This is a genomic window from Cellulomonas flavigena DSM 20109 (assembly GCF_000092865.1).
Taxonomy (GTDB): domain Bacteria; phylum Actinomycetota; class Actinomycetes; order Actinomycetales; family Cellulomonadaceae; genus Cellulomonas; species Cellulomonas flavigena.
The window spans coordinates 321,594-346,309 of the sequence record NC_014151.1; the positions used below are offsets into that span (position 1 = coordinate 321,594).

A 24,716-nucleotide genomic window follows, 5' to 3' on the forward strand; every position below is an offset into this window, starting at 1 on the left:
CGTACCGTTGGTACACCAACGAATGGCGACGACGCCAGGAGGTCACCGTGCACCAGATGGACGGCACCGCCGACACCCCGGAGCTGACGCAGCTCTACGCGGACTTCGAGGCCGAGAGCCTCGCGCCCCTGTGGACCCAGCGCGACGACCTCATGCCGATGTCGCCGTCCCCGAAGGCCGTGCCCTACGTGTGGCGGTGGAAGGCCCTGTACGACATCGCCCGGCGCTCCGGCGACCTCGTGCCCGTCGGCCGCGGCGGCGAGCGGCGCGCCATGGGCCTGGCCAACCCCGGCCTGCCCGGCACCGCCTACGCCACGCCCACCCTGTGGTGCGCCATCCAGTACCTCGGCGGCCACGAGACCGCGCCCGAGCACCGGCACAGCCAGAACGCCTTCCGGTTCGTCGTCGAGGGCGAGGGCGTGTGGACCGTCGTCAACGGCGACCCCGTCGCCATGCGCCGCGGCGACCTCCTCCTGACCCCCGGCTGGAACTACCACGGCCACCACAACGACACCGACCAGCCCATGGCGTGGATCGACGGCCTCGACGTGCCGTTCTCGCACTACGCCGACGTCGGGTTCTTCGAGTTCGGCTCCGAGCGCGTGACGGACGAGGCGTCCCCGGACGTCTCCCGCTCGGAGCGCCTGTGGGCCCACCCCGGCCTGCGCCCGCTGTCCGGTCTGCAGGACCAGACGTCGTCCCCGCTGGCCGCGTACCGCTGGGAGCACACCGACCGCGCCCTCACCGAGCAGCTCAAGCTGGAGGACGAGGGCCACCCCGCGACGGTCGAGCAGGGCCACGCCGCCGTCCGGTACACCAACCCCACGACCGGCGGGGACGTCATGCCGACCATCCGCTGCGAGTTCCACCGCCTGCGCGCCGGTGCCGAGACCGCCACCCGCCACGAGGTGGGGTCGGCCGTGTGGCAGGTGTTCGAGGGCGAGGGGACCGTCGTGCTCGGCGGCACCGAGCACCGCGTCGAGACCGGGGACCTCTTCGCCGTCCCGTCCTGGGTGCCGTGGTCGCTGCACGCCGACACGCAGTTCGACCTGTTCCGGTTCACCGACGGGCCGATCATCGACCGCCTCCACTTCACGCGCACCTACCTGCCCGGCCGCCGCAACGAGGACCTCGCGTGAGGCTCGGGACGCTGCGCCTCGCGGTGCCCGGCCAGGCGCCCGAGGCGACCGTCGCCGTGCGCGTCGACGACGGCCACGCGGTCGAGATCCCCGGCGTCGCGGACGTCGGCGCGCTGCTGGCGGCCGACGGCTGGCGCGCGCTCGCGGCCGGCGCCGACGGGCGGCGGCACGCGCTCGCGGACGTCGAGCCCCACGCCTGGGCGCCGCCCGTGCTGCGCCCGTCGAAGATCGTGTGCGTCGGGCTCAACTACCGCCACCACATCCTCGAGATGGGGCGCGAGCTGCCCACGCACCCCACGCTGTTCGCCAAGTTCCCGGAGGCGCTGATCGGCCCGTACGACCCGATCGTGCTGCCCGCGCGCGCGGCCGACGCCGTCGACTGGGAGGGGGAGGTCGCGGTCGTCGTCGGGGCGACGGCCCGTCGGCTCGACGACACCGCGGCCGCCTCAGCCATCGCCGGGTACGCCGTGCTCAACGACGTCACGATGCGCGACTACCAGTACCGCACGGCGCAGTGGCTGCAGGGCAAGACGTTCGAGGCGACGACGCCCTTCGGCCCGTGGCTCACGGTGGCGGACGGACCGCTGACCGGCGAGCTCACCACCGACGTCGACGGCGAGAAGGTGCAGCGCACCGCCGTCGACGACATGGTGTTCGGCCCCGCGGAGCTCGTCGCGTACGTCTCGCAGATCCTCACGCTGCACCCCGGCGACGTCATCGCGACGGGCACGCCCGGCGGCGTCGGGCACGCCCGCACGCCCCCGCGCTACCTGCGTCCCGGGAACGTGCTCACCACGTCGGTCACCGGGCTCGGCGAGCTGCGCAACGACGTCGTCGCGGAGGCCTGATGCCCGCGCGCACCGACCGGACGACCGACCCTGCGCTGCGCGCGGGCCTGCTCCTGGCACGACGCGGGCAGGCGTACTTCTCGCGCCAGCTCAACGAGCTCGCCAACGACGAGCTCGACGCCCCGTCGCTCGTGCCCGGCTGGACGCGGCGGCACGTCGTCGCGCACGTCGGCCTCAACGCCCGCGCGCTGACCCGGCTCACCGAGTGGGCCGCGACGGGCGTCGAGAACCCCATGTACCCGTCGCGCGAGGCCCGCGACGAGGAGATCGAGTACGGCGCCACCCTGCCCGCCCGCGCACTGCGGAACCTGTCCGCGCACGCCGCGGTCCACCTCGACGTCGAGTGGCGCGACCTCGCGCCCGAGGCGTGGGACGCGCCCGTGCGGACCGCGCAGGGCCGCGTGGTCCCCGCGAGCGAGACCGTGTGGATGCGGACCCGCGAGGTCTGGGTGCACGCGGTCGACCTCGACCACGGGGCGTCGTACCGGCAGTTCCCGGCGGAGCTCGTCGACGCGTTGCTCGACGACGTCCGCCGGATCTGGCGTGCCCGGTCCGTGCCCGGCCCCGTGCCGGTGCTCGAACCCACGGACCGGGCCGGGGCCGCGGTGGGGACCGCGGCCGAGGCTGCGGTGGGGACCGCGGCCAGGGCCGGCGCCGTCCGCTCGGGGGACGCGGACGGTGCCGGCTCGTCGGACGGTCCGGCCGCCGTCGGTGGGTCGGTCGGTGCGGTCCGGGTCCGTGGCAGGGCGGCGGACCTCGCCCGCTGGGCGACGGGCCGCGGCGGCGCCCACCTCCTGACGACGTCCGACGGCACCCCCGTCCCGCCCCCACCCCCCTGGCTCTGACCCACCCCACCCCAGGCCGCGAGCCGTCACCCCACCCCCACCCCGGGCCGCGAGCCGTCGTTCGAGCCCCACCCCCAGGCAGCGAGCCGTCGTTCGAGCCCCACCCCAGGCCGCGAGCCGTCGTTCGAGCCCCACCCCAGGCCGCGAGCCGTCGTTCCAGCCCGGAGCCCCCACGTGAGCAGTGGCGGGTGGGGCGGGCGCCCGCAGAGACCAGAGGCGGAGCGGTTCGTCCGGCGAGGTGGTGGAGTGCGGGGTGCTGGGCTGCGACGATGTCGTCGTGACCGACCCGCTGCCGCTCGACCTCGCGCGGCACACCGGGTTCCTCGTGCGCCGCACGCAGCAGGCGCACCTCGCCGTGTGGGCCCAGGAGGTCGGCCCCCGGCTGACGAACGTGCAGTTCGGGGTGCTCAACGTGCTGCACCAGCGGGGTGAGGCCAGCCAGCGTGAGCTGTGTGACCAGCTGGACCTCGACCGGTCGACGGTCGCGGGGCTCGTCGCCCGGCTGGAGGGGCGCGGGCTCGTCGCGCGGGCACGGGCCACCGCGGACCGGCGCCGCAACGTCGTCCGCCTCACGGCCGAGGGTCTCGACCTGCTCGCCGACGTCGCCGGCGCGGCGGCTCGCGTCGACCACGTCCTCACGTCCGCGCTCACGCCGCAGGAGCGGCTCACTCTCCAGGCGCTGCTCACCAGGGTGCTCGATGCCGCACCCTCGGCGACGTCGGACTGACGGGATCGCTCTCTCGCGAGGGAAGGGTGCGGGGCTGGATCGACGGCTCGCGGGAGGGGGTGGGGAGGTCCTCTGCTCGGGGAGCCGACTCGCAGGCTCGCCGGTAGCGTGACGGGATGGCTGACGGAGACTCGCCGCGACGCCTCATCCAGCCGCGTCGCCTGCTCGACTGGTACGCCGACCAGCCCGTGCTGCGGGCCGTCGTGCCCGGTGTCCTGCTCGGTGTGCTCGGGCTGCTGGTCTTCGGGGTGATGTTCGACGCGGTCCAGGAGCAGGACGACTTCGCCCTGTGGGACGAGCCGGTCCTGGAGTTCCTGTACGACGTCCGCACCGACGTCGTCACCACGATCCTCGCCGCGCTGACGTTCGTCACCGGTCCGGCCGTGCTGCCGTTCATCGTGCTGGTCGCGTGCGTCGCTTGGGGCGTGGCGCGGCGCGAGTGGTGGCGGCCGGCCCTGCTCGCCGGCGCGATGATCGGCTCGACCGTGCTCTCGCTGCTGGTGAAGGGCCTCGTCGCCCGGCCGCGGCCGCCGGAGGAGACGATGTACATCCCCGGCTCGGAGACGACCGGGTCGTTCCCGTCCGGCCACACCATCGGGACGGCGACGTTCCTGCTGGTCGCCGGGTACCTCGTCGTGAGCCGGCGCCGGTCCCGGGGGGTCGTCGTCGCCTGGCTGGTCGCAGGGCTGCTCGGCACCGCCGCGGTCGCGCTCAGCCGCCTGTACCTCGGCTACCACTTCCTCACAGACGTCGTCGCGGCGAGCGGCCTGGCCGTCGTCGTGCTCGGCGTCGTCACCGTCGTCGACCGGCTGCGCGTCCTGCGCGGCATGCCGGTGGAAGAGCCGGAGCCCGGGTGGAGCCCGGACGCCCCGCTCGCTCCGACGTCGCGCGAGCACTGACGCGCGACCGAATCGCGACCCCGTGGCCCGGGGGTGCGGGGGTGCGGGGTGGGGCTCGAACGACGGCTCGCGGACTGGTGCGGTGCTGGCGGGGCTGGAATGACGGCTCGCGGCCTGGGGTGGGGGTGCGCGGGTGGGTCAGTGGGGGGTGGGGAGCGGGGTGCCGCGCTTGGCGCGCTGGATCTGCTCGTAGACGTGGGTGCGCAGCTCGGTGAAGCGCGGGAGCGCCCGGGTGGTGAGCTGGTCGCGCTCGTCGGGGAGGTCGATGCGCAGGTCCTCCTGGACGACGGTCGGTGACGACGACAGCATGAGCACCCGCTCGCCCAGGTACACCGACTCGTCGATGTCGTGCGTGACGAACAGGACGGTGACGCCGAGGTCCTTCCAGACGCGGCGCACGAGGTCCTCGAGGTCGGCGCGGGTCTGGGCGTCGACGGCGGCGAAGGGCTCGTCCATGACGAGCACCTCGGGCTGGTACGCGACGGCGCGGGCGATGGCGACGCGCTGCTGCATACCGCCCGACAGCTGCCACGGGTAGGTGTCGAGCGCGTGCCCGAGCCCGACCTCCTGCAACGCCTCCTCGACGACGCGCGCCCGCTCGCCGCGCGGCACCCCGCGGGCCTTGAGCGGCAGCCCGACGTTGTCGCGCACGGTCAGCCACGGGTACAGCGAGCGCCCGTACTCCTGGAAGACGACCGCCATCTTGGCGGGCGGTGCGGTGACCTCGCTGCCGTCGAGCACGACCGACCCCGCGGTGGGGGGCAGCAGCCCGGACAGGCACTTGAGCAGCGTCGTCTTGCCGCACCCGGACGGCCCGACGATGCACACGAGCTCACCGGGGCGCACGTCGAAGGTGATGGAGCCGACGGCCTCGACCGGGCCGGACGCGCCCGGGTAGGTCTTCTTCAGCTCCCGGACGGAGAGCAGGGGAGTCTCAGCCACGTGCGACCTCTCTCGAGCCGTGGTACCAGTGCAGCACCCGCCGTTCGACGAGCTGGAAGACCGCGGCGACGACGACGCCGACGACGCCGAGCAGCAGGATGCCGCCCCACATCTCCGCGACCATGTACTGCCGCTGGAAGTAGACGATCTGGTAGCCGAGGCCGGACGACGACGCGAACATCTCCGAGATCACCATGAGGATCAGCCCGATCGACAGGCACAGCCGGATGCCGGCCATGATCTGCGGGCTCGCGGCGGGCAGCACGACGTACCGGTAGGCCAGCAGCCCGCGCACGCGGTACGACCGCGAGGTGTCGACGAGCACGGGGTCGGTGCCGCGCACACCCTCGACGGTGTTGAGCAGCACGGGCCAGACGCTCCCCGAGACGATGACGGCGAGCTTCATGGAGTCGTCGATGCCGAGCAGGAGCATGAGGACGGGCACGAGCACGACGGGCGGGATGGCGCGGAAGAACTCGAGCATCGGCTCGAGCAGCGCGCGCAGCCACGGGGTCGCGCCGATCGCGGTGCCGGCGACGATGCCGATGACGATCGACAGCAGCACCCCGACCGCGAACCGCCCGAGGCTGGGCAGCACGTCGCCCGTGAGCGTGTCGGGGTCGAGCCAGGTGCGGGTGAACGCCTGCAGGACGCGCGCGGGCGACGGGAGGTAGAGGTTGGTGGTGCCCTGCGTGGCCAGCGCCCAGCCGACGACGAGCAGCAGCGGCAGCCCGGCGGCGTAGGCGGCGGGGACGAGGACGCGGCGCGCGACGCCCATCAGGCCACCCCCTCCTTGCGCACGGACGGGTGCCAGTGCAGCACGCGCCGCTCGACGAGCCGGGTCGCGAGGTTGACGAGCAGGCCGAGCCCGCCGGTGACGAGCACGAGCGCGTACAGGCCGGGTGCGTCGGCGTTGGAGCGGTACACGTCGATCTGCCGGCCGATGCCGGGGTTGCCGATGACGAGCTCGGCGGTGATGGTCAGCACGAGCGCGATGGACGCGGCGAGCCGGAACCCGGTGATGACGTACGGCAGCGCGGTGGGCAGCACGACGTGCCGCAGGCGCTGCCAGCGCCCGAGGCCGAAGCTGCGTGCCGTGTCGTCGGCCACCGTGTCGACGTCGCCGACGCCGTAGAGCACCTGGACGAACACCTGCCAGAACGGCGCGTACACGACGATGACGAGCGCGGCCTCGCGCGACAGGCCGGCGAGCAGCACGGCGAGCGGGATGATCGCGACCGACGGGATGGGCCGCAGGAACTCCACGGTGGTGTGCGTCGCACGGCGCAGGAACGGCACGAGCCCGACGACGGTGCCGGCGACGACGGCTGCGACGACGGCGAGGCCGAGCCCGATCGCCCACGTGACGACGGTGTCCCCGAGCGCCTCCCAGAACCGCGGCGTGCCGAGCTCGGTGACCAGGCGCGCGGCGACGGTGGTGACGCGCGGCAGGAACCGGGGGTCCACGACCTCGGTGAGCGCGACCACCTCCCACGTCGCGGCGAAGCCGAGGACACCGAGCGCACCGAGCAGGGTGGACCGCCCGCTGCGCCGCCGGGCCCGCCGTGCGGGTGCGGGCCGCGGCCCTGCGCCGGCCCGGGCCGCGGGGGCGACGTCCCCGCGGCCCGGACCGGTCATCGTGTCGGCTGTCGGTGTCACTCGGCGACGAGGGCGTCGAGGTCCGGGGCCTGGTCGAAGAACTCGTGCTCGACGGCGAGGTCCGCCAGGCCCTGCAGGACGTCGCGGTCGAGCTCGGTCGAGAACGTCGGCAGGCGCAGGTTCTTCGCGGCGGGCTCGGGCAGGGACATCTCGTCGACGAGCGCCTGGCGCACGGCGTCGTCGTTGTCCGCGGCCCACGCGAACGCCTCGGTGAACGCCTCGCGCACCGCGTCGACGAGCTCCGGGTCGTCGGTGACCGTCTTCCCGGTCGTCTGCAGCACCAGCGTGGGCAGGCCGGGCAGCGTGGCCTGGTACGGGTCGACGACGCGCGCGCCGCCGGCGCCGACGATGATCGACACGAACGGCTCGGGCACCCAGGCGGCGTCGACGTTGCCCGCGTCGAGCTGGGCCTGCGCGTCGGGGAAGGCGACCTCGACGAACTCCACGGTGCTGGGGTCGCCGCCGTCGGCCTCGACCGCGGCCATGATCGTGAGGTCCCCGGCCGCGCCGAGCGAGTTGACGGCGACCTTCTTGCCGGCGAGGTCGGCGGGCGAGGAGATGTCGCTGCCGGCGCCGACGACCACGGAGTTGATGTCGTCCCCCTCGGCGAGGCTCTGGGCGTAGTTGGCGACGATCTTGACGTCGAGCCCTTGGATGCTCGCGCGCATGGCGCCGAACGGCTGGCCGACGGAGAAGTCGATGTCGCCGTTGAGCAGCGCCGGCATGGCCTGCGCGCCGCCCTGGATGGGCTGCACCGTGACGTCGAGCCCGTGCTCGGCGAACACGCCGGCCTCGACGGCCGCCCACAGGGGCGCGGTCTCGCTGATGCTCAGGGCGCCGATGGTGACGGCGCGGGGGGAGTTGGCGTCGGGCGGGGCGGCGGTCGCGTCACCGGTGCCCGTGTCGGTCGACGAGCAGGCGGCCAGCCCGAGCGACAGCGCCGCGACGAGCGCCGCCACGACGGCAGGGCGTCGGTTCATGGGGTCCTCAATTCTCCGTCGAATCTCGGGTTCCGCGGGACTGCTCCGCACGGCGCCGGGCGGGGCGTCGGCGACGATGTGTGACAATCGTCCGGCAATCGTGCAGTCGAATGTCACGCATGTCAATGATCCGGACGCAGGTCCACAGGCCCGGCCGGACGACCCCGTGCGACAATCGCGCGCATGTCCACGGGGTCCGACGACGCGCCCGTGCCGGCGCCCGGCGAGGTCCGGCGGCGGCCGGAGCAGCTGCTGCTCGCGTTCATGGGCGAGCTGATGGTCGGCGAGGGCGCGGCGCCCCTGCCCGCCGCGATCCTCATCGGCGTCCTCGGCGAGCTGGGCGCGGGGGAGGCCGCCACGCGGGCGGCGCTGACCCGCATGGCCGGGAGGCGCCTCCTCGCGACGGTCCGGACGGGGCGCACGGTCGCGTACGGCCTGACCCCCGAGAGCGAGCGCGTGCTGGCCGAGGCCCGGGGGCGCGTCTTCGACGAGGACCCGTTCGCGCCCCACGGCGAGGGCTGGACGCTCGTGAGCTTCTCGGTGCCGGAGAGCCGGCGTGACGTGCGGCACCGCGTGCGCGCGCAGCTCACGTGGGCGGGCTTCGGGCTGCTGCGTGACGGGTTGTGGATCGCGCCCGGTGAGGTCGACGTCGCGCAGGCGCTCGGCGGGCTGCAGCCGGACGGCCGCGACGACCTGGAGCTGCTGGCGTTCCGGGCGCACGAGGTGCCGGGGTTCTCGGCGGCGCGCAGCGTGCGCACGGCGTGGCGGCTCGACGCGATGCGCGAGCGCCACGAGCAGTTCCAGGCGCGCTGGGAGGGCCGCGACCCGGACGTGCCGCACGCGCTGTGCGACGTCACCGCGCTGGTCGCCGACTGGCTCGACCTGCTGCGCGCCGTGCCGCGCCTGCCCCCCGAGCACCTCGCGCCGGACTGGCCCGGAGGCCGCTCGGTCGCGGCGTTCCGGCGGCTGCACGCGGTGCTCGCGGAGCCGGCGCGCGCCGAGCTCGCGCGCCGGCTCGCGGACTGAGCGCGCAGGGACGCGCCGCTGTGCCGCACGGTCGGCGTGGCGACGCCGCCGACCCGGACGATCGTTCGACATCCGGCTGACGATCGTCACCGAACGTGTTGACGTCGACCGTTCCGGACGGCACGATCGCACGTCAACACCCCGCCGCCGCCGCGGCCCGCCCACGAGGATGTGAGCAGTGGCAGACGTCCCTCCACCGTCCGGAGACCTCGGTCGCGCCAACTACGCGACCATCTGGGACGCCGTCGCGCACGCCGTCCCCGACCGTGTCGCGGTGCAGGCGGACGGCGAGAGCATCACGTACGCGGACTTCCAGGAGTCCGCCGCGCGGCTCGCCGCGACCTTCGTGGCCCACGGCCTGGGCCCCGGCTCGACCGTCGCGATCTTCATGTACAACCGCCCCGAGTACCTGACGACGCTCTACGCGGCGTACAAGATCGGCGCGATCCCGGTGAACCTCAACTTCCGGTACCAGGGCGCCGAGCTCGCCGAGCTGCTGGAGACGTCACGCCCCGCCGCGCTCGTCCACCCGCGCAGCCTGTCCGCGGCCGTCGTCGACGCCGGCACGCGCGTCCCGCTGCCGGGCCTCGTGCTCGTCGTCCCCGACGACGCGCCGCCGGACGTCCCCGCGAGCCCCGGCACCCCGTTCGCCGCCGCGCTCGCGGCCGACCCGCTCCCGCCGCGCGAGCTCGACCCCGACCACCGGATCTTCATGTTCACCGGCGGCACCACCGGGCGGCCCAAGGCCGTGGTGTGGACCCACGGCAACCTCTTCGACAGCCAGCTCTTCTCCGTCTACGGCTCGCTGCCCGTCGACCCACCCACGTCGTTGGACGACGTCACGCGCCTGGCCGCCCGCGACGACCTGCCGCCGACCGTGTGCCTCCCGCTGCCGCCGATGATGCACGCCACCGCCCTGTTCAACGTCATGAACGCGATCGTCCTCGGCGGGACCGTGGTGTTCCTGTCCGCGGCGCGGTTCGACCCGCGCGCGGCGGTGCGGGCGATCGCGGAGCACCGCGTGACGCGCCTGGTCGTGGCGGGCAACGCCGTGGTCGGGCCGCTCGTCCAGGTGCTCGACACCGACCCCGACGCCGACGTCTCGTCGCTGACCACCGTGCTCAGCTCGGGCATGGTGTGGTCCGACGACCTCAAGCGGCGCCTGGCCGCGCACGCCCCGCACGCGACGCTCGTCGACATCCTCGGCTCCAGCGAGGGCGGCCCGTTCGCGTACGGCGTCGTGCGCGGCCCCGACGACTTCCCATGCCGCCCGCGGCTCGCGCCCGGCGCCGTCGTCCTGGCACCCGACCTCACGCCCGTCGAGGAGGTCGGTGGCACCGGCATGCTCGCCTACCGCGGCGCCATGCCGCTGGGCTACCACGAGGACCCGGTGCGCACCGCCCAGACGTACCCCGTGATCGACGGCGTCCGGCACGTCATGCCCGGCGACTGGGTGCGCGTGCTCGGCGACGGGTACGTCGAGCTGCTCGGCCGCGGGTCGGGCGTCGTCAACACCGGCGGCGAGAAGGTCTTCCCCGGCGAGGTCGAGAAGGTGCTGCTCGCGCTGCCCGGCGTGGCCGACGCCGTCGTCCTCGGCCTGCCGGACCCGCGCTGGGGCGAGGTCGTCACGGCCGTCGTCGTGCCCGAGCCCGGGGAGCCGCTCGCGCCCGCGCAGGTGCAGGACGAGGTCGGTCGGCGCCTGGCCGGGTACAAGAAGCCGCGGCGGCTGTACGTCATCGACGAGCTGCAGCGCAGCCCCAGCGGCAAGGTCGACATGCACCGACTGCGGCAGCGGCTCGCCGAGGGGCGGCCCGCCCTGGTGGACACGGCACTCGTGGACCCGTCGACGCTCGAGGGTGCGCCGGCCGAACCCGTCCCTGCCGACCCTGTGCCCACCGGTGCCGCGCCTGGCGACCCCGTGCCTGGCGACCCTGTGCCTGCCGACCCTGTGCCCGCACCCCACCCCGCACCCCACCCCGCGGAGAGCGCCCGATGAGGTTCACCGACGTCCACATCCCGTTCGGCCTGAGCTGGACCTCGCCGTTCGCCAAGTGGCAGGGCCCGCTGGCGGAGGTCAACAGCCTCGACCTCGCGGTCGACGTCACCGGGCGCGCGCTCGAGGCCCGCGGCCTGCCGCCCGAGGAGATCACCGAGTGGACGCTGGGCTGCACGGTCCCGCAGCAGCACGCGTTCTACGGCGTCACGGGGGTCTCGCGGCGCCTGGGTGCGGGCGAGCACGCGGGCCCGTGGATCTCGCGCGCGTGCGCGACGTCCGCGGCCGTGATCGAGCACCTCGCCACGCAGGTGCAGCTCAAGGCGCACACCACGACGATCGGCGTCATCACCGACCGCACGAGCAACGGTCCGCTCATGCTGTGGAGCAGCGCGGCCGGGCCCGGCGGCGCGCCCGTCAGCGAGCACTGGGTGCTCGACCCCATGACGCTCGACCCGACCACCGGGCAGAGCATGAACGACACCGCGGAGAACACCGCGCGCGACGCCGGGTACACCCGGGAGCAGGTCGACGAGGTCGCGCTGCTGCGGTACGAGCAGTACGCGAAGGCGCAGGCCGAGGGCATCCCGGCCGCGTACACCGTGCCCGTGCGCATCCCGCGGCGCCGCGGGGAGGACTGGCTCGAGCAGGACCACGGCGTCTTCCCGACGACCGCCGAGGGCCTGGCACGCCTGCGACCGGTGCAGGAGGGCGGCGTGGTCACGTACGGGGCGCAGACGCACCCGGCCGACGGGTGCGCGGGCGTCGTCGTCGCGTCCGGCGACCGCGCACGCGAGCTCGGCCGCGGCGGCGTCACCGCACAGGTCCTCGCCACCGGGTTCGCGCGTGCGGAGCCCGCGTACATGCCGAAGGCCCCGGTGCCGGCGGCGCTGCGCGCCCTGTGGGACGCGGGGCTGCGGATCGAGGACGTCGACGTCGTGACGACGCACAACCCGTTCGCCGTCAACGACCTGTGGTTCGCCGAGCAGACCGGCTTCCCGCTCGAGCGCATGAACCCGTACGGCTCGTCGCTCGTCTACGGGCACCCGCAGGGCCCCACCGGTGCGCGCGCCGTCACCGAGCTCGTCCACGCGCTGCACGCGCGCGGGGGCGGCACGGGCCTGTTCACCGGCTGCGCCGCGGGCGACGCGGCCGGTGCCGTCGTCGTCCGCGTCGACGGCTGACCCCACCCGCCCGCACCCCACAGTCACCCCCGCACGGCCCCCGAACGACCCGTCCGTCCACCCGAGGGAGCACACCCATGACCTCCGACCTCGCCGCGGGCACCGCGGCCCCGACCCTGACGACGGTCCCGCTCGGTGACCTGCCGTCGCTCGAGGGCACCACGTTCGGCCCGTCGCCCTGGCGCACCGTCACGCAGGACGAGGTGGACCGGTTCGCCGACCTCACGGGCGACCACAACCCGATCCACCTCGACCCGGCGTACGCGGCGGGCACGCCGTTCGGCGGCACGATCGTCCACGGCTACCTCACGCTCGCGCTCGTCGTGCCGCTCATGGCGCAGGTCGTCGAGGTCACCGGCGTGGGCACAGGCGTGAACTACGGGCTGGACCGGCTGCGGTTCCCCGCGCCCGTGCGCGTCGGCTCGCGCATCCGCGTGACCTCGACGCTGTCGGCCGTCACCGAGGTGCCGGGCGGGTACCAGGCGGTGTACGAGAACACGATCGAGGCCGAGGGGCAGGCCAAGCCCGCCGCCGTCGCCGTCATGGTCGTGAGGTACTACGCATGAGCGTCGACCTGACGGGCCGCGCGGCCGTCGTCACCGGCAGTGGGCAGGGCCTGGGGCGGGCGTACGCGCTGGCGCTGGCGGCCGCCGGTGCGGGCGTCGTCGTCAACGACGTGGACGCGGCCGCGGCGCAGGCCACGGTCGACGCGGTCGTCGCCGACGGCGGGCGGGCCGTGGCCGTCGTCGCGCCCGTGGGGCCGAGCGAGACCGCGGACCTGCTCGTCGCCGCGGCCGTCGAGGCGTACGGGCGGCTCGACGTGCTCGTCACCAACGCCGGCGTGCTGCGCGACCGCGTGCTGTGGAAGACGTCCGACGAGGACTTCGACCTCGTGGTCGCCACGCACCTGCGCGGCACGTTCACCACCGCCCGGGCGGCGGCCGTGCACATGCGCGAGCGCGGCGAGGGCGGGCGGATCGTGCTCGTCGGCTCACCCGCGGGGCAGCACGGCAACTTCGGGCAGACGAGCTACGCGGCGGCGAAGGCCGGGATCGTCGCGATGGCGCGGACGTGGTCGCTCGAGCTCGCGCGCGCCGGGATCACCGTCAACGCGGTCATCCCCACCGCGATCACGGCGATGACCGCGACCATCCCCGTGTACGCCGAGGTCGCCGCCGCCCACGGGCGCGGCGAGCCACTGCCACGCGTCGTGCGGCAGGAGCACGCGCTCGGGGGGCCGGAGGACGTCGCGCCACTCGTGGTGTGGCTCGCGTCGGAGGAGTCCGCGCACGTCACCGGGCAGGCCATCGGCATCGGCGGGGACAAGCTCTCGCTCTACACCGTGCCGCAGGAGGTGGGCGTGACGTACCGCCAGGGCGGCTGGAGCGCCGAGGCGATCGGCGAGGAGTGGGCGCGCACGTTCGAGGCGCTGCGCCAGCCCAGCGGGATCGCGCTGCCGCCGCTGGAGGCGCCGGCGGACGCCTGAGGCGCCGGCGTCCCGACGTGCCGGGTCCCGGCGGGCGGTCAGCCGCCCGCCGGGACCGCGGCCTGCGCGGTGCCGACCGCGGGCCGCGGGCCGGGCGGGTCGGCGAGCACCGAGAACTGCACGACCCGGTCCGCCAGCGCGGGTGCGTAACCGCCGATGACCTGCCGCACGCGCACCGACGCGGGCGCGCCGAGCTGCTCGTACGTCTCGAGGAACAGGTCGCGCGCGCGGTCCCGCGGCCAGTCGGCGGGCAGCAGCCGCCGCGGCAGGTCGGGGTCGACGCCGGGGAACGCGCGCCACGCGTCCATCAGCTCGGTGCGCTTGACCAGCGCGTCGACGGGCGAGATGGCGCCCTTGCTGAGTGCGGCGTGGGTCGGCTCCCACGTCGTGACGAACGTGCGGTACCGCTCGGCGAGGCCGTCGAGGTCCCACGCGCTCTCGGGCGCCAGGGCGGCCGCGGGCAGCGGCGGGCACGTCGCGACGAACGCGGTGGCGCGCGTGACACCGAGTGCGCCGAGCTCGGCCAGCGCCTCGTCGTGCCGCGGGTGCGGGGAGATCCACAGCGCGTCGTACAGCGGTGCGAACCCCAACCACCGCAACCGCGTGCGCAGCGCCTCGCGCGCCGCGCGGTTGGCCTCGGGCACGGAGAACGCGACGAGGCTCCAGCGGCCGTCCCAGCCGGTGCCGTCGTCGACGCCGAACCGCACGATGCGCTCGGCGCCCGCGCGCATGATCCCCTGCGCACGCGGCGTCATGGCATAGAAGGTGTGGCGCCCGCTGCGCGCGGAGACGAGCAGGCCGTGCTTGACCATGCGGCTGAGGGCGGCGCGCGCGGCGACGTCGCTGACGCCGAAGTCGGCGAGCAGGTCGACGAGCGCGGCCGACGGCAGCGGGTCGGTCTGGCCCCACCAGTAGTCGCCCAGGAGCGTGATGAGCAGGCTCGGGGGCGACCCCTCGCGGGTGCGGGGCGTGCGTGCGTCCTCGCTGCGTGCCACGGCGGGCTCCTCTCCTGCACGTCCGGCTCTGCACGTCCGGCTCTGCACCTCCGGCTCTGCACCTCCGGCTCTGCACCTCAGGGCGGTCGTGCCGCCTCATCATCACCCGCGCGCGCGTCGGTACCGGGCAAGCGATGCTTGACATATCGTACGCCGCCCGCTCATATGTGTGTCACACGTGAGCACCGGGAGCACCTGACGATGAAGCTGGCCAGCACCCTCGACCGCCGCCTGCTCGCCGTCCGCGGCGACCACGCGGTCGACCTCACCGATGCCCTCGGGCTGACCCCCGGGCCCGGTGGCCCGCTCCTCGCGTTCCTCGAGCGCGGCGGCACCCTCGACGGGCTGCTGGCGATCGACCTCGACGCGCTGCCGGCGCAGCCGCTCGACCCCGCCCGTCTCGCCGCACCGCTCGCGCGGCCCGGCAAGGTCGTCGGCGCCCCCGTCAACTACCGCGACCACCAGGTGGAGATGGCCGAGCAGCGGACCATCGCCGACTACGGCGTCTTCCTCAAGGCGACCTCCTCGGTCATCGGGCCGAACGAGCACGTCCGCCTGCCGTACACGGACGTGCGCACCGACCACGAGGGCGAGCTCGGCGTCGTCATCGGCCGCACTGCCACGCGCGTACCGCCGGAGCGCGCGCTCGACCACGTGCTCGGCTACGCCCCGGTCCTCGACATCACGGTCCGCGCGGGCGAGGACCGCTCCACCCGCAAGTCCTTCGACACCTTCACGCCGTTCGGCCCCTGGGTCACCACGGCCGACGAGGTCCCCGACCCCGGCGCGCTGGAGCTGCGCTGCTGGGTCGACGACGAGCTGCGGCAGCACGCGTCCACCACCGACCTGCTCTACGACGTCGCCGAGCTGATCGCGTACACGAGCCACGTCATGACGCTTCATCCCGGCGACGTCATCGCCACCGGCACCCCCGCGGGCGTCGGCCCGATCGCCGCCGGGCAGCGCGTCGCGGTCGAGATCAGCGGGCTCGGGCGCCTCGAGGTCCGCGTGACCGACGAGGGTGCGATCCCCTACGCCGAGCGGCCGGGCCCGCGGTGACGGCCACGGCCGCCCGCGCGCACGGCGCGGCGTCGCTCGACGCGATGTTCCGCCCCGCGAGCATCGCCGTCGTCGGCGCGTCGGCCGCCCCGGACAAGGCCGGGCACGCGATGGTGCGCGCGCTGCGCGACTTCCCCGGCACGCTGCACCTTGTCAACCCGCGCGGCGGCGAGGTCCTCGGGCGCGCTGTCATCCCGTCGCTGCGCGAGGCGTCGGACGTCGACCTGGCCGTGCTCGTCGTGCCGCCGGACGCCGTGCCGGGCGCCCTGGAGGACGCGCGCGCGGCCGGCACGCGTGCCGCCGTGGTGTGCGCGGGCGGGTTCGCCGAGTCCGGGCCGGCGGGCGCGCGCGTGCAGGAGCGCGTGGTCGCCGTGGCGCGCGAGGCCGGCATCCGGCTGCTCGGGCCGAACACGTCGGGCTTCGTCAACCCGGTCGACCGCACCACCGCCAACTTCATGCCCGCGGTGGCCGACCTCCCGCCCGGGACCGTGGGACTCGTCGCGCAGTCCGGCGGCGTCAACCTCGCGCTCGCGTTCCTGCTGGCCCGCGCAGGCGTCGGGCTGCGCCTGGGGGTCGGGCTGGGCAACGCCGTCGACGTCGACTTCCCCGAGGTGCTCGACCACCTCGCGCTCGACGACGCGACCACGGCCGTCGGACTGCACGTCGAGGGCGTCGCCGACGGCCCCGCGCTCCTCGCCGCGCTGCGCCGCACCACCGCGCGCAAGCCCGTCGTCGCGCTCAAGGTCGGCCGGTCCGACGTGTCGGAGTTCGCGCGCTCGCACACGGGCGCGCTCACCGGCTCGTACGCCGTGACGCGTGCCGCGCTGCAGCAGTCCGGCGCGGTCGTCGTCGACAGCCTCGAGGAGCTCGTCGCGGCGCTCGTCGCGCTGCGCAGCGTCCGGCTGCCCGCCGCCGCACGGATCGGCGTCGGCCTCGTCACCGGGCAGGCCGGGCCGGGGCTCGTCGTCACCGACGCCCTCGGTGCGCGCGGCGTCGCGCTCCCGCCGCTCACCGACGCGACCCAGCTGCGGCTCGCCCAGCTGCTCCCGCCGTTGACGTTCCAGCGCAACCCGGTCGACACCGGCCGCCCGTCACCCACCTTCGGCCCCGTGGTCCGCACCGTCCTCGACGACCCGGGTGTCGACGTCGTCGGCGTCTACGCGCTCGACGAGCCCGGGGCGCTCGACCCCGCCGCCGCGCTCGCGCCGCTGGCCGGGCGCGTCCTGCTGGCCAGCGGCGGCCCCGCCGACGCGCTCGCCGAGCGCCGCCACTGCCTCGACGCGGTCGGCGTCCCCGTGCTCGCCGGACCCGGCGACCTCGCGACCGCGCTGGCCGCCGTCGCCGCCGACGCCCAGGTCCGTGCCGTCCACGACGCGCCACCCGTCGCCCCCACGCGGACCGTCGGCCGCACGCTCGACGAGCACGAGGCCAAGACCCTCCTGGAGGGCCACGGGCTGCGCACGCCGCGGCGGCACGTCGCCACCGATCGTGCGCAGGCGCACGCGGCGCTCGCGGACCTCGTGCACGGCGGCGGGCGGGCCGTGGTCAAGGTGCTCGCGGCCGACGTGCCGCACAAGTCCGACGTCGGCGGCGTGCACGTCGGCGTGCGGGACGACGCCGGGCTGGACCGGGCGCTCGACGCGATCGACGCGATCCCGCGCGGCGCGGACCCGGACGACCGGGCGACCGACGGTGCCGGACCGGACGTCAGGGCTCCCCGCCGCTACCTGATCGAGGAGCTCGCCGCGCCCGGCCCCGAGCTCATCGTCGGCGCCGTGCGCGACCCCGTCTTCGGGCCCGTCGTGCTGCTCGGCCTCGGGGGTGTCGCCGCCGAGCTCGGCGGCGAGCCCGTGCTGCGGCTCGCGCCCCTGTCCGCCGAGCGTGCGCACGAGATGGTCCGCGCCCTGCCTCCGGCCGTGCTCCACGGGTTCCGCGGGGCACCGCCCGTCGACGTCGCGGCGCTCGCGGACGTCCTGCGGGCCGTCGGGGACGTCGTCACCACCTACGGCGACGTCACCGAGCTCGACCTCAACCCCGTCCGGCTGACCGCCGACGGGCCCGTCGTCCTCGACGCGCTCGTCGTCGCGGACCCTGCGACCCTCCCGGGAGGCGACTCATGACCGGCCCGACCCTCCAGCCCGACGTCCTCGTGGTCGGCGCCGGACCCGTCGGCCTGACGGCGGCGCTCGCCCTGCGCGCGTACGGCCTGCCCGTCACGGTGCTCGAGGCCGGGCCCGAGGGTCGGCAGCGCCCCGGCAGCCGTGCGATCTTCACGCACAGCCAGACGCTGCAGATCCTCGACCGGATCAGCCCCGGGCTGGGCGCCGAGCTGTACCGGCACGGCGTGTACTGGAACACGCAGCGCACGTTCCACGGCGGCCGGGAGGTCTACGCCAAGACGTACCCGGACCCGCCGGCGGACGTGTACCCGCACTTCACGAGCCTGCCGCAGGTGCAGATCGAGGCGTACCTGTACGCGCGTGCGCTCGCGGCCGGCGTGACGTTCGCGTGGGACCAGGAGGTCGCGCAGGTCGACGCCACCGACGACGGGGTCGTGGTCACCACCGCCGCGGGCCGGCGCTGGGAGGCGCCGTACGTCGTCGGGGCGGACGGGTCGCGGTCCGTGGTGCGCAAGCAGGTGGGTGCGCGCATGGAGGGCACGCGCGACGAGGGCTGGTACGTCGTCGTCGACGTCGCCGAGAAGGACGAGCCGACGCTGCCGCGCGAGCGGCACTTCCACTACGCCCACCCGGCCGTCGACGGCCGCAACGTGCTGATCGTGCCGTTCGCCGGCGGGTACCGCGTAGACCTGCAGCTCGTCGACGGCGACGACCCGGAGGAGCTCGCGTCGCCCGCGGGCGTGCGCGAGTGGCTCGACGCCGTGCTGCCGCCCGGGTACGCCGAGCGCACGACCTGGGTGTCCACCTACCAGTTCCTGCAGCTCGTCGCGCACGACTTCGCCGACCCGCACCGTCGCGTGCTGCTCGTCGGCGAGGCCGCGCACCTGTTCGCGCCCTTCGGCGCGCGCGGGCTCAACTCCGGGGTGCCGGACGCCGAGGCCGCGGCGATCGCCGTCGCGGCGGCGTCACGCGCGTCCGGCGCGGCAGCGCGCGCGCCCGTGGAGGCGTTCGCGCTGGCCCGCCGCTCGGCGGCGCTGTTCAACCGCGACGCCGCCGGTGAGGCCCTGGCGCACCTGCGTCCCGACGCGGCCACGGCGGAGCGCATCGCGGCGGCGGCCGAGCGTGCACCGGACGACCGCAGCGCGTCGGAGTGGCTCGAGAAGGCGCCGTACGGTCCGCGCGGCGTCCACCGCGCGGAGACGGTCTACCGGTACTGAGCGGGCTCACCGGGCGCGCACGGGGTCGGTGTGCGCCGGGGTGTGCAGCGTGGGGGCGTGGGGTGTCCCGAACGCCTCACGCCCTCAGACCGCGTCGACCGCCGCCGTCACGCGGGCACCCGCGGGGATCGTCGGGGGTGCCGTGTTGAGCTGCTCGATCGCGAAGCCCGCGGCCGCCTTGTAGCCGGCCATGAACGCGTTGCGCTCGAGCTCGGGCACCACGTCGTCGATGTCGTCGAACTCGCCGCCGCAGCGCTCGTCGACCAGGTCGAGCAGCCCGAACGGCCCGTCGCCGCGGTTGCGCAGCACGAGCTGACCGATGGGCCCGCACAGGTCGGCGTCGAGGGCGGCGAACGCGTCGGCGCTCACGCCGTGCCGCAGCATCGCGGCACCCAGCAGGCGCGCGTCCATGATCGCCTGGCTCGCGCCGTTGGAGCCCGTCGGGTACATCGCGTGCGCCGCGTCGCCGATGAGCAGCACCGGCCCGTCCTGCCACGTCGGCACCGGGTCGCGGTCGATCATCGGGTTCTCGTAGACGACCTCGGCGCGGCGCAGCAGGTCCGGCACGTCGATCCAGTCGTAGGTCCAGTCCGCGAAGTGGTGGGCGAACTCCTCGACGTCGACCTGGCGGAACCAGCGGTCCGCCTGGCGGCTGCCGGTGTCGTCCACGCGCAGCTCGGCGATCCAGTTGACCGTCGCCAGGCCCGTCGCGGGGTCGGCGGGGGAGATGGGGTAGACGACGACGCGCTGGCGCGCCGATCCGAGACCGACGAACGACGCCCCCGTGCGCACCGGCGCGGCCTGCGTGGTGCCGCGCCACATGATCGTGCCGCCCCAGTGGATCGGCGGCTGGTCGGGGTGCATCTGCGCGCGCACCGCCGAGTGGATGCCGTCCGCACCGACGAGCAGCTCGCCGTGCTGCCGCCACGTGGTGCCGTCGGCGCGCTGCCCCACGGCGGTCACCGTGCCGTCGTCGTGCCGCTCGTACCCCGTGACGCGGTGGTCGAGGCGGATCGCGTCGTCGCCGGCGCGCTCGCGCAGCGTGTCCGCCAGCAGCATCTGCAGGCGGCCGCGGTGCAGCGCGTACTGCGGCCACCGGTACCCGGCGAGCCGCCCGCGCGGCTCGCTGTAGATGTCCTGACCGTTGCGGCCCACGAGCGCCCACTCGCGTGCCGCGACGCCGATGCCGTCGAGCACGTCCTCGCCGATGCCGAGGTCGCCGAGCTCGCGCACCGCGTTGGGCTGCAGGTTGATGCCCACGCCCAGCGGTGCGAGCTCGCGCGCGCCCTCGAGCACCACGAAGTCCACGCCCAGCTCGTGCAGCGTCAGCGCGACGGCGAGACCGCCGATGCCCCCGCCCGCGATGATGACCTGCGGTTCCGTCACGGCGTCCTCATCCCACGCTGTACAGGTCGATCTGCACGGCGTTCGCGTCGCGCGCCCCCGTGCCGACGAACACCATCCGGTTGAGCCACCGGTAGTCCGGGTGGCCGCTCTCGAGCCGCGCCGTCGAGCGCATGACGTACGACTCCGGCGGCGTCGGCTCGCCCGCCGCGAGCCGCGCCATGACCTCGGGCGGGCCGTACCGGAACCCGGTGTTGCGCACCTCGACGATCGCGCCGTCCGGGGTCTCGAAGGCGTAGCGCGCATCGAGCTCGGCGACGCCGTCGTGCGCGACGGTCTGCCAGTCGGCACCCAGGTCGAGGATCGTGCCGGTGACCCGGCCGGTGACACGCCCGCCGACGATGGGGACGATGCGGCGTTGCGCGAACCGGCCGAGGCCCAGGTCCATGATCGGCGCGAGCTCGACCTCGAGGGTGCAGAAGGGCTGCACATTCGGTGGCTGCAGTGCCAGCACGTGTCCTCCTCGACGGTCCGGTGCAAAGTACCTCATGCGGCGCGCGGACGGGCCGTCCGGTCGGAGGAGGGGCGGTGGGTCAGCCGCTCGGCGGCAGGGCCGCCGTGCCCGTCGGCGGGTCGTCCGCGGGGTCGTAGTAGTCGTCGTCGTCCGCGGGGTCGTGCCGCGGGCGGGTGCGCGGCGGGGCCGTGGCGCCGACCTCGTGGTCCCGGGGGACGTCGGTCCGGTTGGTGCTGTCCGGGGCGTCGGGGTCCGTGACGACCACGACGAGCGTGACGTCGTCCCCGGGCTCGACACCCTCCGCGCGACGAGGAGCCGTCTTCAGCGGCACCCGGAACCCGCCGTCCTTCGGGAAGATCGACGTGGTGAACGTCGTGCCGCCCAGCGTCACCGTCGCGGGGATGCAGCCCCAGCCGTACGTCACGCGCGACGCGACGGCCCGCAACCGCTCCGCCTCCGGCTCGGGCAGCACGACGAAGTGGTACGGCGCCGGCCCGCGCCACCAGATCACCTCGCCCGAGAACCGCAGCTCCACCCGACGAGCATGGCAGCGGGGTGCGACACCGACGACCGAGACGGGCCCCGGTCGTCAGAGGGCGTCGAGGACGTCTGCTGCGAGCGCCTCGAGGTACTCGACGGGCGGCCGGTCCACGGGGTACGTGTCCCCGAAGACCTCCTCGGTGATCGCCACGGCGTGCGCGGGGGTCGTGATGCCCAGTCGCTCGAAGAGCAGCGCCAGGTCGGGGACGTCGCGCTCACGCCCCGCCAGCATCTTCATGGCGAGCAGGTGGCGCTCGGAAGAGACCAGCACCCGCAGGCCGGGGACCACGAGCTCGGTCGCGCCCGGGTCGGCCGTGGTCGGGGTGAGGCGCGCGACGCGGTCGTTGAGCCAGTCGATCGGCAGGCCGTGACGGGTCGCGACGTCGCGGACCGCGGCGTCGAGCTGCCCGCGGTCGGAGCGGAAGACCGCGTCGATGTCGCGCGTCGAGGTACGCCCGTCGAAGAGCAGGGACATCGCGGCGCCGCCGGCGACGTAGACGGTGGCCGTCCAGCCGCGCACGTGCAGGTAGGCGCCGACCTCGGTGAGCAGCCGGTGGATGTCGTCGCGGGTCAGCGCGGGATCGGGGGTCACGCGGTCGTGAAGTTCCGCGCGTCGAACCAGATGCCGAGGCGCGAGAGCTCGGGCGGTGTGCTCTGCATCGCGAGGACCGCACGGGCACCTCGGCCGCCGGGCCACCACCACGCGGGCAGGGGGTCGCGTGCCGTCCAGGCAGGCGCGGGGAGGTCGAGGAGCCGCAGCCGGTAGCGGACCGCGCCGGCGAGCAGCGCGTCCCAGCGCTCGTCGCCCGTGGTGCCGGGCGCGGCGAGCATGAGGTCGAGCCCGCCGAGCGCCGCGACGAGGGGGATCTGGTTGACGGCGTCGCACAGCAGGCGGGTCGCCCACGGGGTGTCGCCGTCCGCGAGGGCGTCGCGGAGACGTCCGGCCACCTCGGGCATCGTCGACCACCAGCGGGTGGCGCGGCCGCGCTCGGCGGCGATGACGGACTCGGCGGCGAAGGCGTCCCGCACCGCCGCCATGAACGGGTCGGTGTAGTCGACGCTCAGCAGATGGCGACGGCCCCGCGGTGTCGTCCTCACGAGCCCGGCGTCGACGAGTCGCGACACCTCGCGCGCGACCGACGACGGGGGGTGCCCGGTGCTGCGCGCCAGGTCGGCGGCGGTCCGGGTGCCGTCGGCGGACAGCACGAGGTCGCGCAGCACGTCCCTCTGGACGTCGGAGCGGAAGAGCGTGGCGGCGCCGGCCATGCGGGCCATCCTATCTCTCGGAAAGTGAGAGATATATCCGTGCGCCGGGCCACGCGCGCCCGCAGGCGTCAGCCCGCCGCGTCCAGCCGCTCCAGCTCGTCGCTCGTCAGCCGGAGTTCGACCGCCCGGACGGAGTCCTGGATCGACGCCGGCCGGGACGCACCCGGGATCGGGATCACGACGTCCGCCTGTGCGAGCTCCCACGCGAGCGCGACCTGCTGCGGGCTCACCCCGTGCGCGTCGGCGACCTCGGAGAACGCCCCGAACCTCGCGCCCAGCTCGCCCGCCTTCGCGATGCCGCCGAGCGGGCTCCACGGCAGGAACGCGATGCCGAGCTCAGCGCACAGGTCGAGCTCGGGCTGCGAGGACCGGAACGCGGGGGAGTACTGGTTCTGCACGGACGCCAGGCGCCCGCCCAGGATGTCCTGCGCGAGCCGGATCTGCTCCGGGTTCGCGTTCGAGATGCCCGCGAGCCGGATCGTGCCCGCGTCGAGCAGGTCCGCGATCGCGCCGACCGACTCCTCGTACGGCACGGCCGGGTCGGGACGGTGGAACTGGTACAGGCCGATCGCCTCGACGCCGAGCCGGCGCGCGGACTCCTGCACGGCCTGCTTCAGGTACTCGGGCCGGCCGTCGAGCGTCCACGAGCCGTCACCGGGGCGCAGGTGCCCGCCCTTGGTGGCGACGAGGACCGACGAGGTGTCGCCGGACCACGTGCGCAGCGCCTCCGCGATGAGCTCCTCGTTGTGCCCGACCTCGTCGGCGTGCAGGTGGTACGCGTCCGCGGTGTCGATCAGCGTGACCCCCGCGTCGAGCGCGGCGTGGATGGTGGCGACCGAGCGCTCGCGGTCGGGGCGGCCCTCGATGGACATGGGCATCCCGCCGAGGCCGATCGCGCTCACGGGGACGTCGGCGATGTGTCGTGTCTGCATCTGCTCATCACACCCCTGCGGCGCCGCCCGCGCACGTGGGACCCGCCGCGCACCCGCTACCGTGCGCGCATGAGCAACCTGAGCGAGGTCGGCGACCGGGACGGCTGGCGCTGCTGGCTGTGCGACGAGCCGGTGGACCCGGACGCGTCGGTGAACTCCGACCTCGGCCCGAGCGTGGACGCAGTCGTCCCGGCGCGGGCGTCGAAGGGCAAGGGCAAGGGCGCGGCCGTCACCGAGCGGCTCGCGCACCGCGCGTGCAACACCCGCAAGGGTGCGGTGCGGCCCGTCGTGCCGTGGTCGCCCGACCTGTTCGTCGTCGACCCCGCGCCCATCGCCGAGACGGTCGAGCGGCTGCGGCGCAAGCCGGGCCGCGAGGTCGTCGCGCGGTGCCCCAGCCGTGACGACGCGGACCAGGCCGCGGCGTGGCTCGTCGACCGGCTGTCGCGGTTCGCGCCCGACCTCGACGTGACGACGCAGGTCGAGCCCGGCGGCGGTCAGTACCTGCTGGCGGTGCGCGTCTGACGGGTCACCCCCGCCCCGCCCGGGCAGACGCGCCAGTGGGCCCCGAGGTCGAACCCCGGGGCCCACTGGCATGAACGACGTCAGGCGCCTGACGTCGACCTGCGCCTCGAACCGACTGCCAGGAGGACCGCCCACACCAGCGCGCCGATGTAGGGCGCGGCGACGACGACGATGGTCCAGATCACCTTCTGCCCGGTGTCAGCCCGCCCGTGCCGCCAGATCGACACCAGCGCCCAGATGGTCAGCGCCAGGTACGTCACCAGGATCACCGGGTGCGTGTAGGACACGTTCACGAACATCGCTGCCTCCCAAGCGTCGGCCGCAGGCCACTACCGCCAGAGCGCGGGGCGACGCACAGCGCGGCACCTCTCCGTGATGCCCCGATCCCGTGGGGACCCTGCAGGTCCTCGAGCGCCGTCGTCAAGTCGCCGCGACCGTCATGCGGACCAGGCCGCGGCCTGGTCCGTCGACCGGCTGTC

The 24,716-nt window shown here is 74.9% G+C and carries 26 protein-coding genes; 14 read left to right on the top strand and 12 right to left on the bottom strand.

Features of this window, described 5'->3' with window-relative positions:
• Positions 1–56 precede the first annotated feature (56 nt).
• From CFLA_RS01420 to CFLA_RS01440, 5 genes are all read left to right on the top strand, one after another.
• Positions 57–1,139: a cupin domain-containing protein gene (locus tag CFLA_RS01420; RefSeq protein ID WP_052302653.1), complete on the top strand. Its 1,083-nt coding sequence runs from the start codon at positions 57–59 to the stop codon at positions 1,137–1,139.
• The gene (locus CFLA_RS01425) at positions 1,136–1,987 is read left to right on the top strand and encodes a fumarylacetoacetate hydrolase family protein (RefSeq protein WP_013115534.1); all 852 of its coding nucleotides are present in this window, start codon (positions 1,136–1,138) and stop codon (positions 1,985–1,987) included. The genes CFLA_RS01420 and CFLA_RS01425 overlap by 4 nt, the downstream gene beginning before the upstream one ends.
• Positions 1,987–2,832, top strand: coding sequence for a maleylpyruvate isomerase family mycothiol-dependent enzyme (locus CFLA_RS01430; protein ID WP_013115535.1), 846 nt, complete (start codon positions 1,987–1,989; stop codon positions 2,830–2,832). The genes CFLA_RS01425 and CFLA_RS01430 overlap by 1 nt, the downstream gene beginning before the upstream one ends.
• Before the next feature lie 277 nt (positions 2,833–3,109).
• Complete coding sequence (locus tag CFLA_RS01435) at positions 3,110–3,559, top strand: MarR family winged helix-turn-helix transcriptional regulator (RefSeq protein ID WP_187291320.1); 450 nt, start codon at positions 3,110–3,112, stop codon at positions 3,557–3,559.
• A gap of 116 nt (positions 3,560–3,675) precedes the next feature.
• Entirely contained in the window at positions 3,676–4,458 is a 783-nt protein-coding gene (locus CFLA_RS01440; protein ID WP_013115537.1) for a phosphatase PAP2 family protein, read from the top strand.
• 138 nt (positions 4,459–4,596) lie between these two features.
• Here CFLA_RS01440 and CFLA_RS01445 read toward each other — a convergent pair whose 3' ends face one another.
• From CFLA_RS01445 to CFLA_RS01460, 4 genes are read right to left on the bottom strand one after another with little or no spacing between them, the layout of a single operon-like run.
• A complete protein-coding gene (locus CFLA_RS01445; RefSeq protein ID WP_013115538.1) occupies positions 4,597–5,400 on the bottom strand; it encodes an ABC transporter ATP-binding protein in 804 nt (267 codons plus the stop codon).
• Positions 5,393–6,178: an ABC transporter permease gene (locus CFLA_RS01450; protein ID WP_013115539.1), complete on the bottom strand. Its 786-nt coding sequence runs from the start codon at positions 6,176–6,178 to the stop codon at positions 5,393–5,395. Before CFLA_RS01450 ends, CFLA_RS01445 begins: the two co-directional genes overlap by 8 nt.
• On the bottom strand, positions 6,178–7,038 hold the full coding sequence (locus CFLA_RS01455; RefSeq protein WP_013115540.1) for an ABC transporter permease: 861 nt from the start codon (positions 7,036–7,038) through the stop codon (positions 6,178–6,180). The genes CFLA_RS01450 and CFLA_RS01455 overlap by 1 nt, the downstream gene beginning before the upstream one ends.
• Before the next feature lie 17 nt (positions 7,039–7,055).
• Positions 7,056–8,039, bottom strand: coding sequence for an ABC transporter substrate-binding protein (locus CFLA_RS01460; RefSeq protein WP_013115541.1), 984 nt, complete (start codon positions 8,037–8,039; stop codon positions 7,056–7,058).
• A 183-nt stretch (positions 8,040–8,222) separates the two neighbouring features.
• Here CFLA_RS01460 and CFLA_RS01465 point away from each other — a divergent pair, with 183 nt between their 5' ends.
• From CFLA_RS01465 to CFLA_RS01485, 5 genes are all read left to right on the top strand, one after another.
• On the top strand, positions 8,223–9,065 hold the full coding sequence (locus CFLA_RS01465; protein WP_013115542.1) for a PaaX family transcriptional regulator: 843 nt from the start codon (positions 8,223–8,225) through the stop codon (positions 9,063–9,065).
• A 178-nt stretch (positions 9,066–9,243) separates the two neighbouring features.
• Complete coding sequence (locus CFLA_RS01470; RefSeq protein ID WP_013115543.1) at positions 9,244–11,061, top strand: AMP-binding protein; 1,818 nt, start codon at positions 9,244–9,246, stop codon at positions 11,059–11,061.
• On the top strand, positions 11,058–12,242 hold the full coding sequence (locus CFLA_RS01475) for a thiolase family protein (protein WP_013115544.1): 1,185 nt from the start codon (positions 11,058–11,060) through the stop codon (positions 12,240–12,242). Before CFLA_RS01470 ends, CFLA_RS01475 begins: the two co-directional genes overlap by 4 nt.
• Before the next feature lie 77 nt (positions 12,243–12,319).
• Positions 12,320–12,808: a MaoC family dehydratase gene (locus CFLA_RS01480; RefSeq protein WP_013115545.1), complete on the top strand. Its 489-nt coding sequence runs from the start codon at positions 12,320–12,322 to the stop codon at positions 12,806–12,808.
• Complete coding sequence (locus tag CFLA_RS01485; RefSeq protein WP_013115546.1) at positions 12,805–13,728, top strand: SDR family NAD(P)-dependent oxidoreductase; 924 nt, start codon at positions 12,805–12,807, stop codon at positions 13,726–13,728. The genes CFLA_RS01480 and CFLA_RS01485 overlap by 4 nt, the downstream gene beginning before the upstream one ends.
• Positions 13,729–13,766: 38 nt before the next feature.
• Here the strand turns inward: CFLA_RS01485 and CFLA_RS01490 are convergent, their stop codons facing one another.
• Complete coding sequence (locus tag CFLA_RS01490; protein ID WP_013115547.1) at positions 13,767–14,723, bottom strand: PaaX family transcriptional regulator; 957 nt, start codon at positions 14,721–14,723, stop codon at positions 13,767–13,769.
• A gap of 201 nt (positions 14,724–14,924) precedes the next feature.
• On the opposite strand from CFLA_RS01490, the gene CFLA_RS01495 reads away from it, so the two are divergent.
• From CFLA_RS01495 to CFLA_RS01505, 3 genes are read left to right on the top strand one after another with little or no spacing between them, the layout of a single operon-like run.
• Positions 14,925–15,782, top strand: a complete 858-nt coding sequence (locus tag CFLA_RS01495) for a fumarylacetoacetate hydrolase family protein (RefSeq protein ID WP_013115548.1) — start codon at positions 14,925–14,927, stop codon at positions 15,780–15,782.
• Positions 15,779–17,902, top strand: coding sequence for an acetate--CoA ligase family protein (locus CFLA_RS01500; RefSeq protein WP_013115549.1), 2,124 nt, complete (start codon positions 15,779–15,781; stop codon positions 17,900–17,902). Before CFLA_RS01495 ends, CFLA_RS01500 begins: the two co-directional genes overlap by 4 nt.
• Positions 17,899–19,119 carry an FAD-dependent oxidoreductase gene (locus CFLA_RS01505; protein ID WP_013115550.1) on the top strand — a complete coding sequence of 407 codons (1,221 nt, stop codon included), beginning with the start codon at positions 17,899–17,901 and terminating at the stop codon, positions 19,117–19,119. Before CFLA_RS01500 ends, CFLA_RS01505 begins: the two co-directional genes overlap by 4 nt.
• Positions 19,120–19,203: 84 nt before the next feature.
• Here CFLA_RS01505 and CFLA_RS01510 read toward each other — a convergent pair whose 3' ends face one another.
• The 6 genes from CFLA_RS01510 to CFLA_RS01535 form a co-directional block, all read right to left on the bottom strand.
• A complete protein-coding gene (locus CFLA_RS01510; protein WP_013115551.1) occupies positions 19,204–20,505 on the bottom strand; it encodes a flavin-dependent oxidoreductase in 1,302 nt (433 codons plus the stop codon).
• A 7-nt stretch (positions 20,506–20,512) separates the two neighbouring features.
• Positions 20,513–20,977 carry a DUF3237 domain-containing protein gene (locus CFLA_RS01515; RefSeq protein WP_013115552.1) on the bottom strand — a complete coding sequence of 155 codons (465 nt, stop codon included), beginning with the start codon at positions 20,975–20,977 and terminating at the stop codon, positions 20,513–20,515.
• 79 nt (positions 20,978–21,056) lie between these two features.
• Positions 21,057–21,512, bottom strand: a complete 456-nt coding sequence (locus CFLA_RS21150; protein WP_013115553.1) for a DUF1905 domain-containing protein — start codon at positions 21,510–21,512, stop codon at positions 21,057–21,059.
• Between the two features lie 54 nt (positions 21,513–21,566).
• Positions 21,567–22,109, bottom strand: a complete 543-nt coding sequence (locus tag CFLA_RS01525; protein ID WP_013115554.1) for a hypothetical protein — start codon at positions 22,107–22,109, stop codon at positions 21,567–21,569.
• Positions 22,106–22,783, bottom strand: a complete 678-nt coding sequence (locus CFLA_RS01530; RefSeq protein ID WP_013115555.1) for a helix-turn-helix transcriptional regulator — start codon at positions 22,781–22,783, stop codon at positions 22,106–22,108. Before CFLA_RS01530 ends, CFLA_RS01525 begins: the two co-directional genes overlap by 4 nt.
• Before the next feature lie 68 nt (positions 22,784–22,851).
• Complete coding sequence (locus CFLA_RS01535; protein ID WP_013115556.1) at positions 22,852–23,715, bottom strand: aldo/keto reductase; 864 nt, start codon at positions 23,713–23,715, stop codon at positions 22,852–22,854.
• A 69-nt stretch (positions 23,716–23,784) separates the two neighbouring features.
• Between CFLA_RS01535 and CFLA_RS01540 the strand changes: the two genes are divergently transcribed.
• Complete coding sequence (locus CFLA_RS01540) at positions 23,785–24,237, top strand: hypothetical protein (protein ID WP_013115557.1); 453 nt, start codon at positions 23,785–23,787, stop codon at positions 24,235–24,237.
• Positions 24,238–24,317: 80 nt separating this feature from the next.
• On the opposite strand, the gene CFLA_RS01545 is transcribed toward CFLA_RS01540, so the two are convergent.
• Positions 24,318–24,536 carry a PLDc N-terminal domain-containing protein gene (locus CFLA_RS01545; RefSeq protein WP_013115558.1) on the bottom strand — a complete coding sequence of 73 codons (219 nt, stop codon included), beginning with the start codon at positions 24,534–24,536 and terminating at the stop codon, positions 24,318–24,320.
• Between the last annotated feature and the right edge of the window lie 180 nt (positions 24,537–24,716).

Bases quoted from the DNA above. Each gene is read 5' to 3' on its own strand.
- CFLA_RS01480 (WP_013115545.1), top strand. From the start codon at position 12,320: ATGACCTCCGACCTCGCCGCGGGCACCGCGGCCCCGACCCTGACGACG.
- CFLA_RS01440 (WP_013115537.1), top strand. From the start codon at position 3,676: ATGGCTGACGGAGACTCGCCGCGACGCCTCATCCAGCCGCGTCGCCTG.
- CFLA_RS01450 (WP_013115539.1), bottom strand. From the start codon at position 6,178: ATGGGCGTCGCGCGCCGCGTCCTCGTCCCCGCCGCCTACGCCGCCGGG.
- CFLA_RS01455 (WP_013115540.1), bottom strand. From the start codon at position 7,038: ATGACCGGTCCGGGCCGCGGGGACGTCGCCCCCGCGGCCCGGGCCGGC.
- CFLA_RS01460 (WP_013115541.1), bottom strand. From the start codon at position 8,039: ATGAACCGACGCCCTGCCGTCGTGGCGGCGCTCGTCGCGGCGCTGTCG.
- CFLA_RS01420 (WP_052302653.1), top strand. From the start codon at position 57: ATGGACGGCACCGCCGACACCCCGGAGCTGACGCAGCTCTACGCGGAC.
- CFLA_RS01535 (WP_013115556.1), bottom strand. From the start codon at position 23,715: ATGCAGACACGACACATCGCCGACGTCCCCGTGAGCGCGATCGGCCTC.
- CFLA_RS01495 (WP_013115548.1), top strand. From the start codon at position 14,925: ATGAAGCTGGCCAGCACCCTCGACCGCCGCCTGCTCGCCGTCCGCGGC.
- CFLA_RS01540 (WP_013115557.1), top strand. From the start codon at position 23,785: ATGAGCAACCTGAGCGAGGTCGGCGACCGGGACGGCTGGCGCTGCTGG.
- CFLA_RS01505 (WP_013115550.1), top strand. From the start codon at position 17,899: ATGACCGGCCCGACCCTCCAGCCCGACGTCCTCGTGGTCGGCGCCGGA.
- CFLA_RS01530 (WP_013115555.1), bottom strand. From the start codon at position 22,783: ATGGCCGGCGCCGCCACGCTCTTCCGCTCCGACGTCCAGAGGGACGTG.
- CFLA_RS01485 (WP_013115546.1), top strand. From the start codon at position 12,805: ATGAGCGTCGACCTGACGGGCCGCGCGGCCGTCGTCACCGGCAGTGGG.
- CFLA_RS01545 (WP_013115558.1), bottom strand. From the start codon at position 24,536: ATGTTCGTGAACGTGTCCTACACGCACCCGGTGATCCTGGTGACGTAC.
- CFLA_RS01430 (WP_013115535.1), top strand. From the start codon at position 1,987: ATGCCCGCGCGCACCGACCGGACGACCGACCCTGCGCTGCGCGCGGGC.
- CFLA_RS01465 (WP_013115542.1), top strand. From the start codon at position 8,223: ATGTCCACGGGGTCCGACGACGCGCCCGTGCCGGCGCCCGGCGAGGTC.
- CFLA_RS01475 (WP_013115544.1), top strand. From the start codon at position 11,058: ATGAGGTTCACCGACGTCCACATCCCGTTCGGCCTGAGCTGGACCTCG.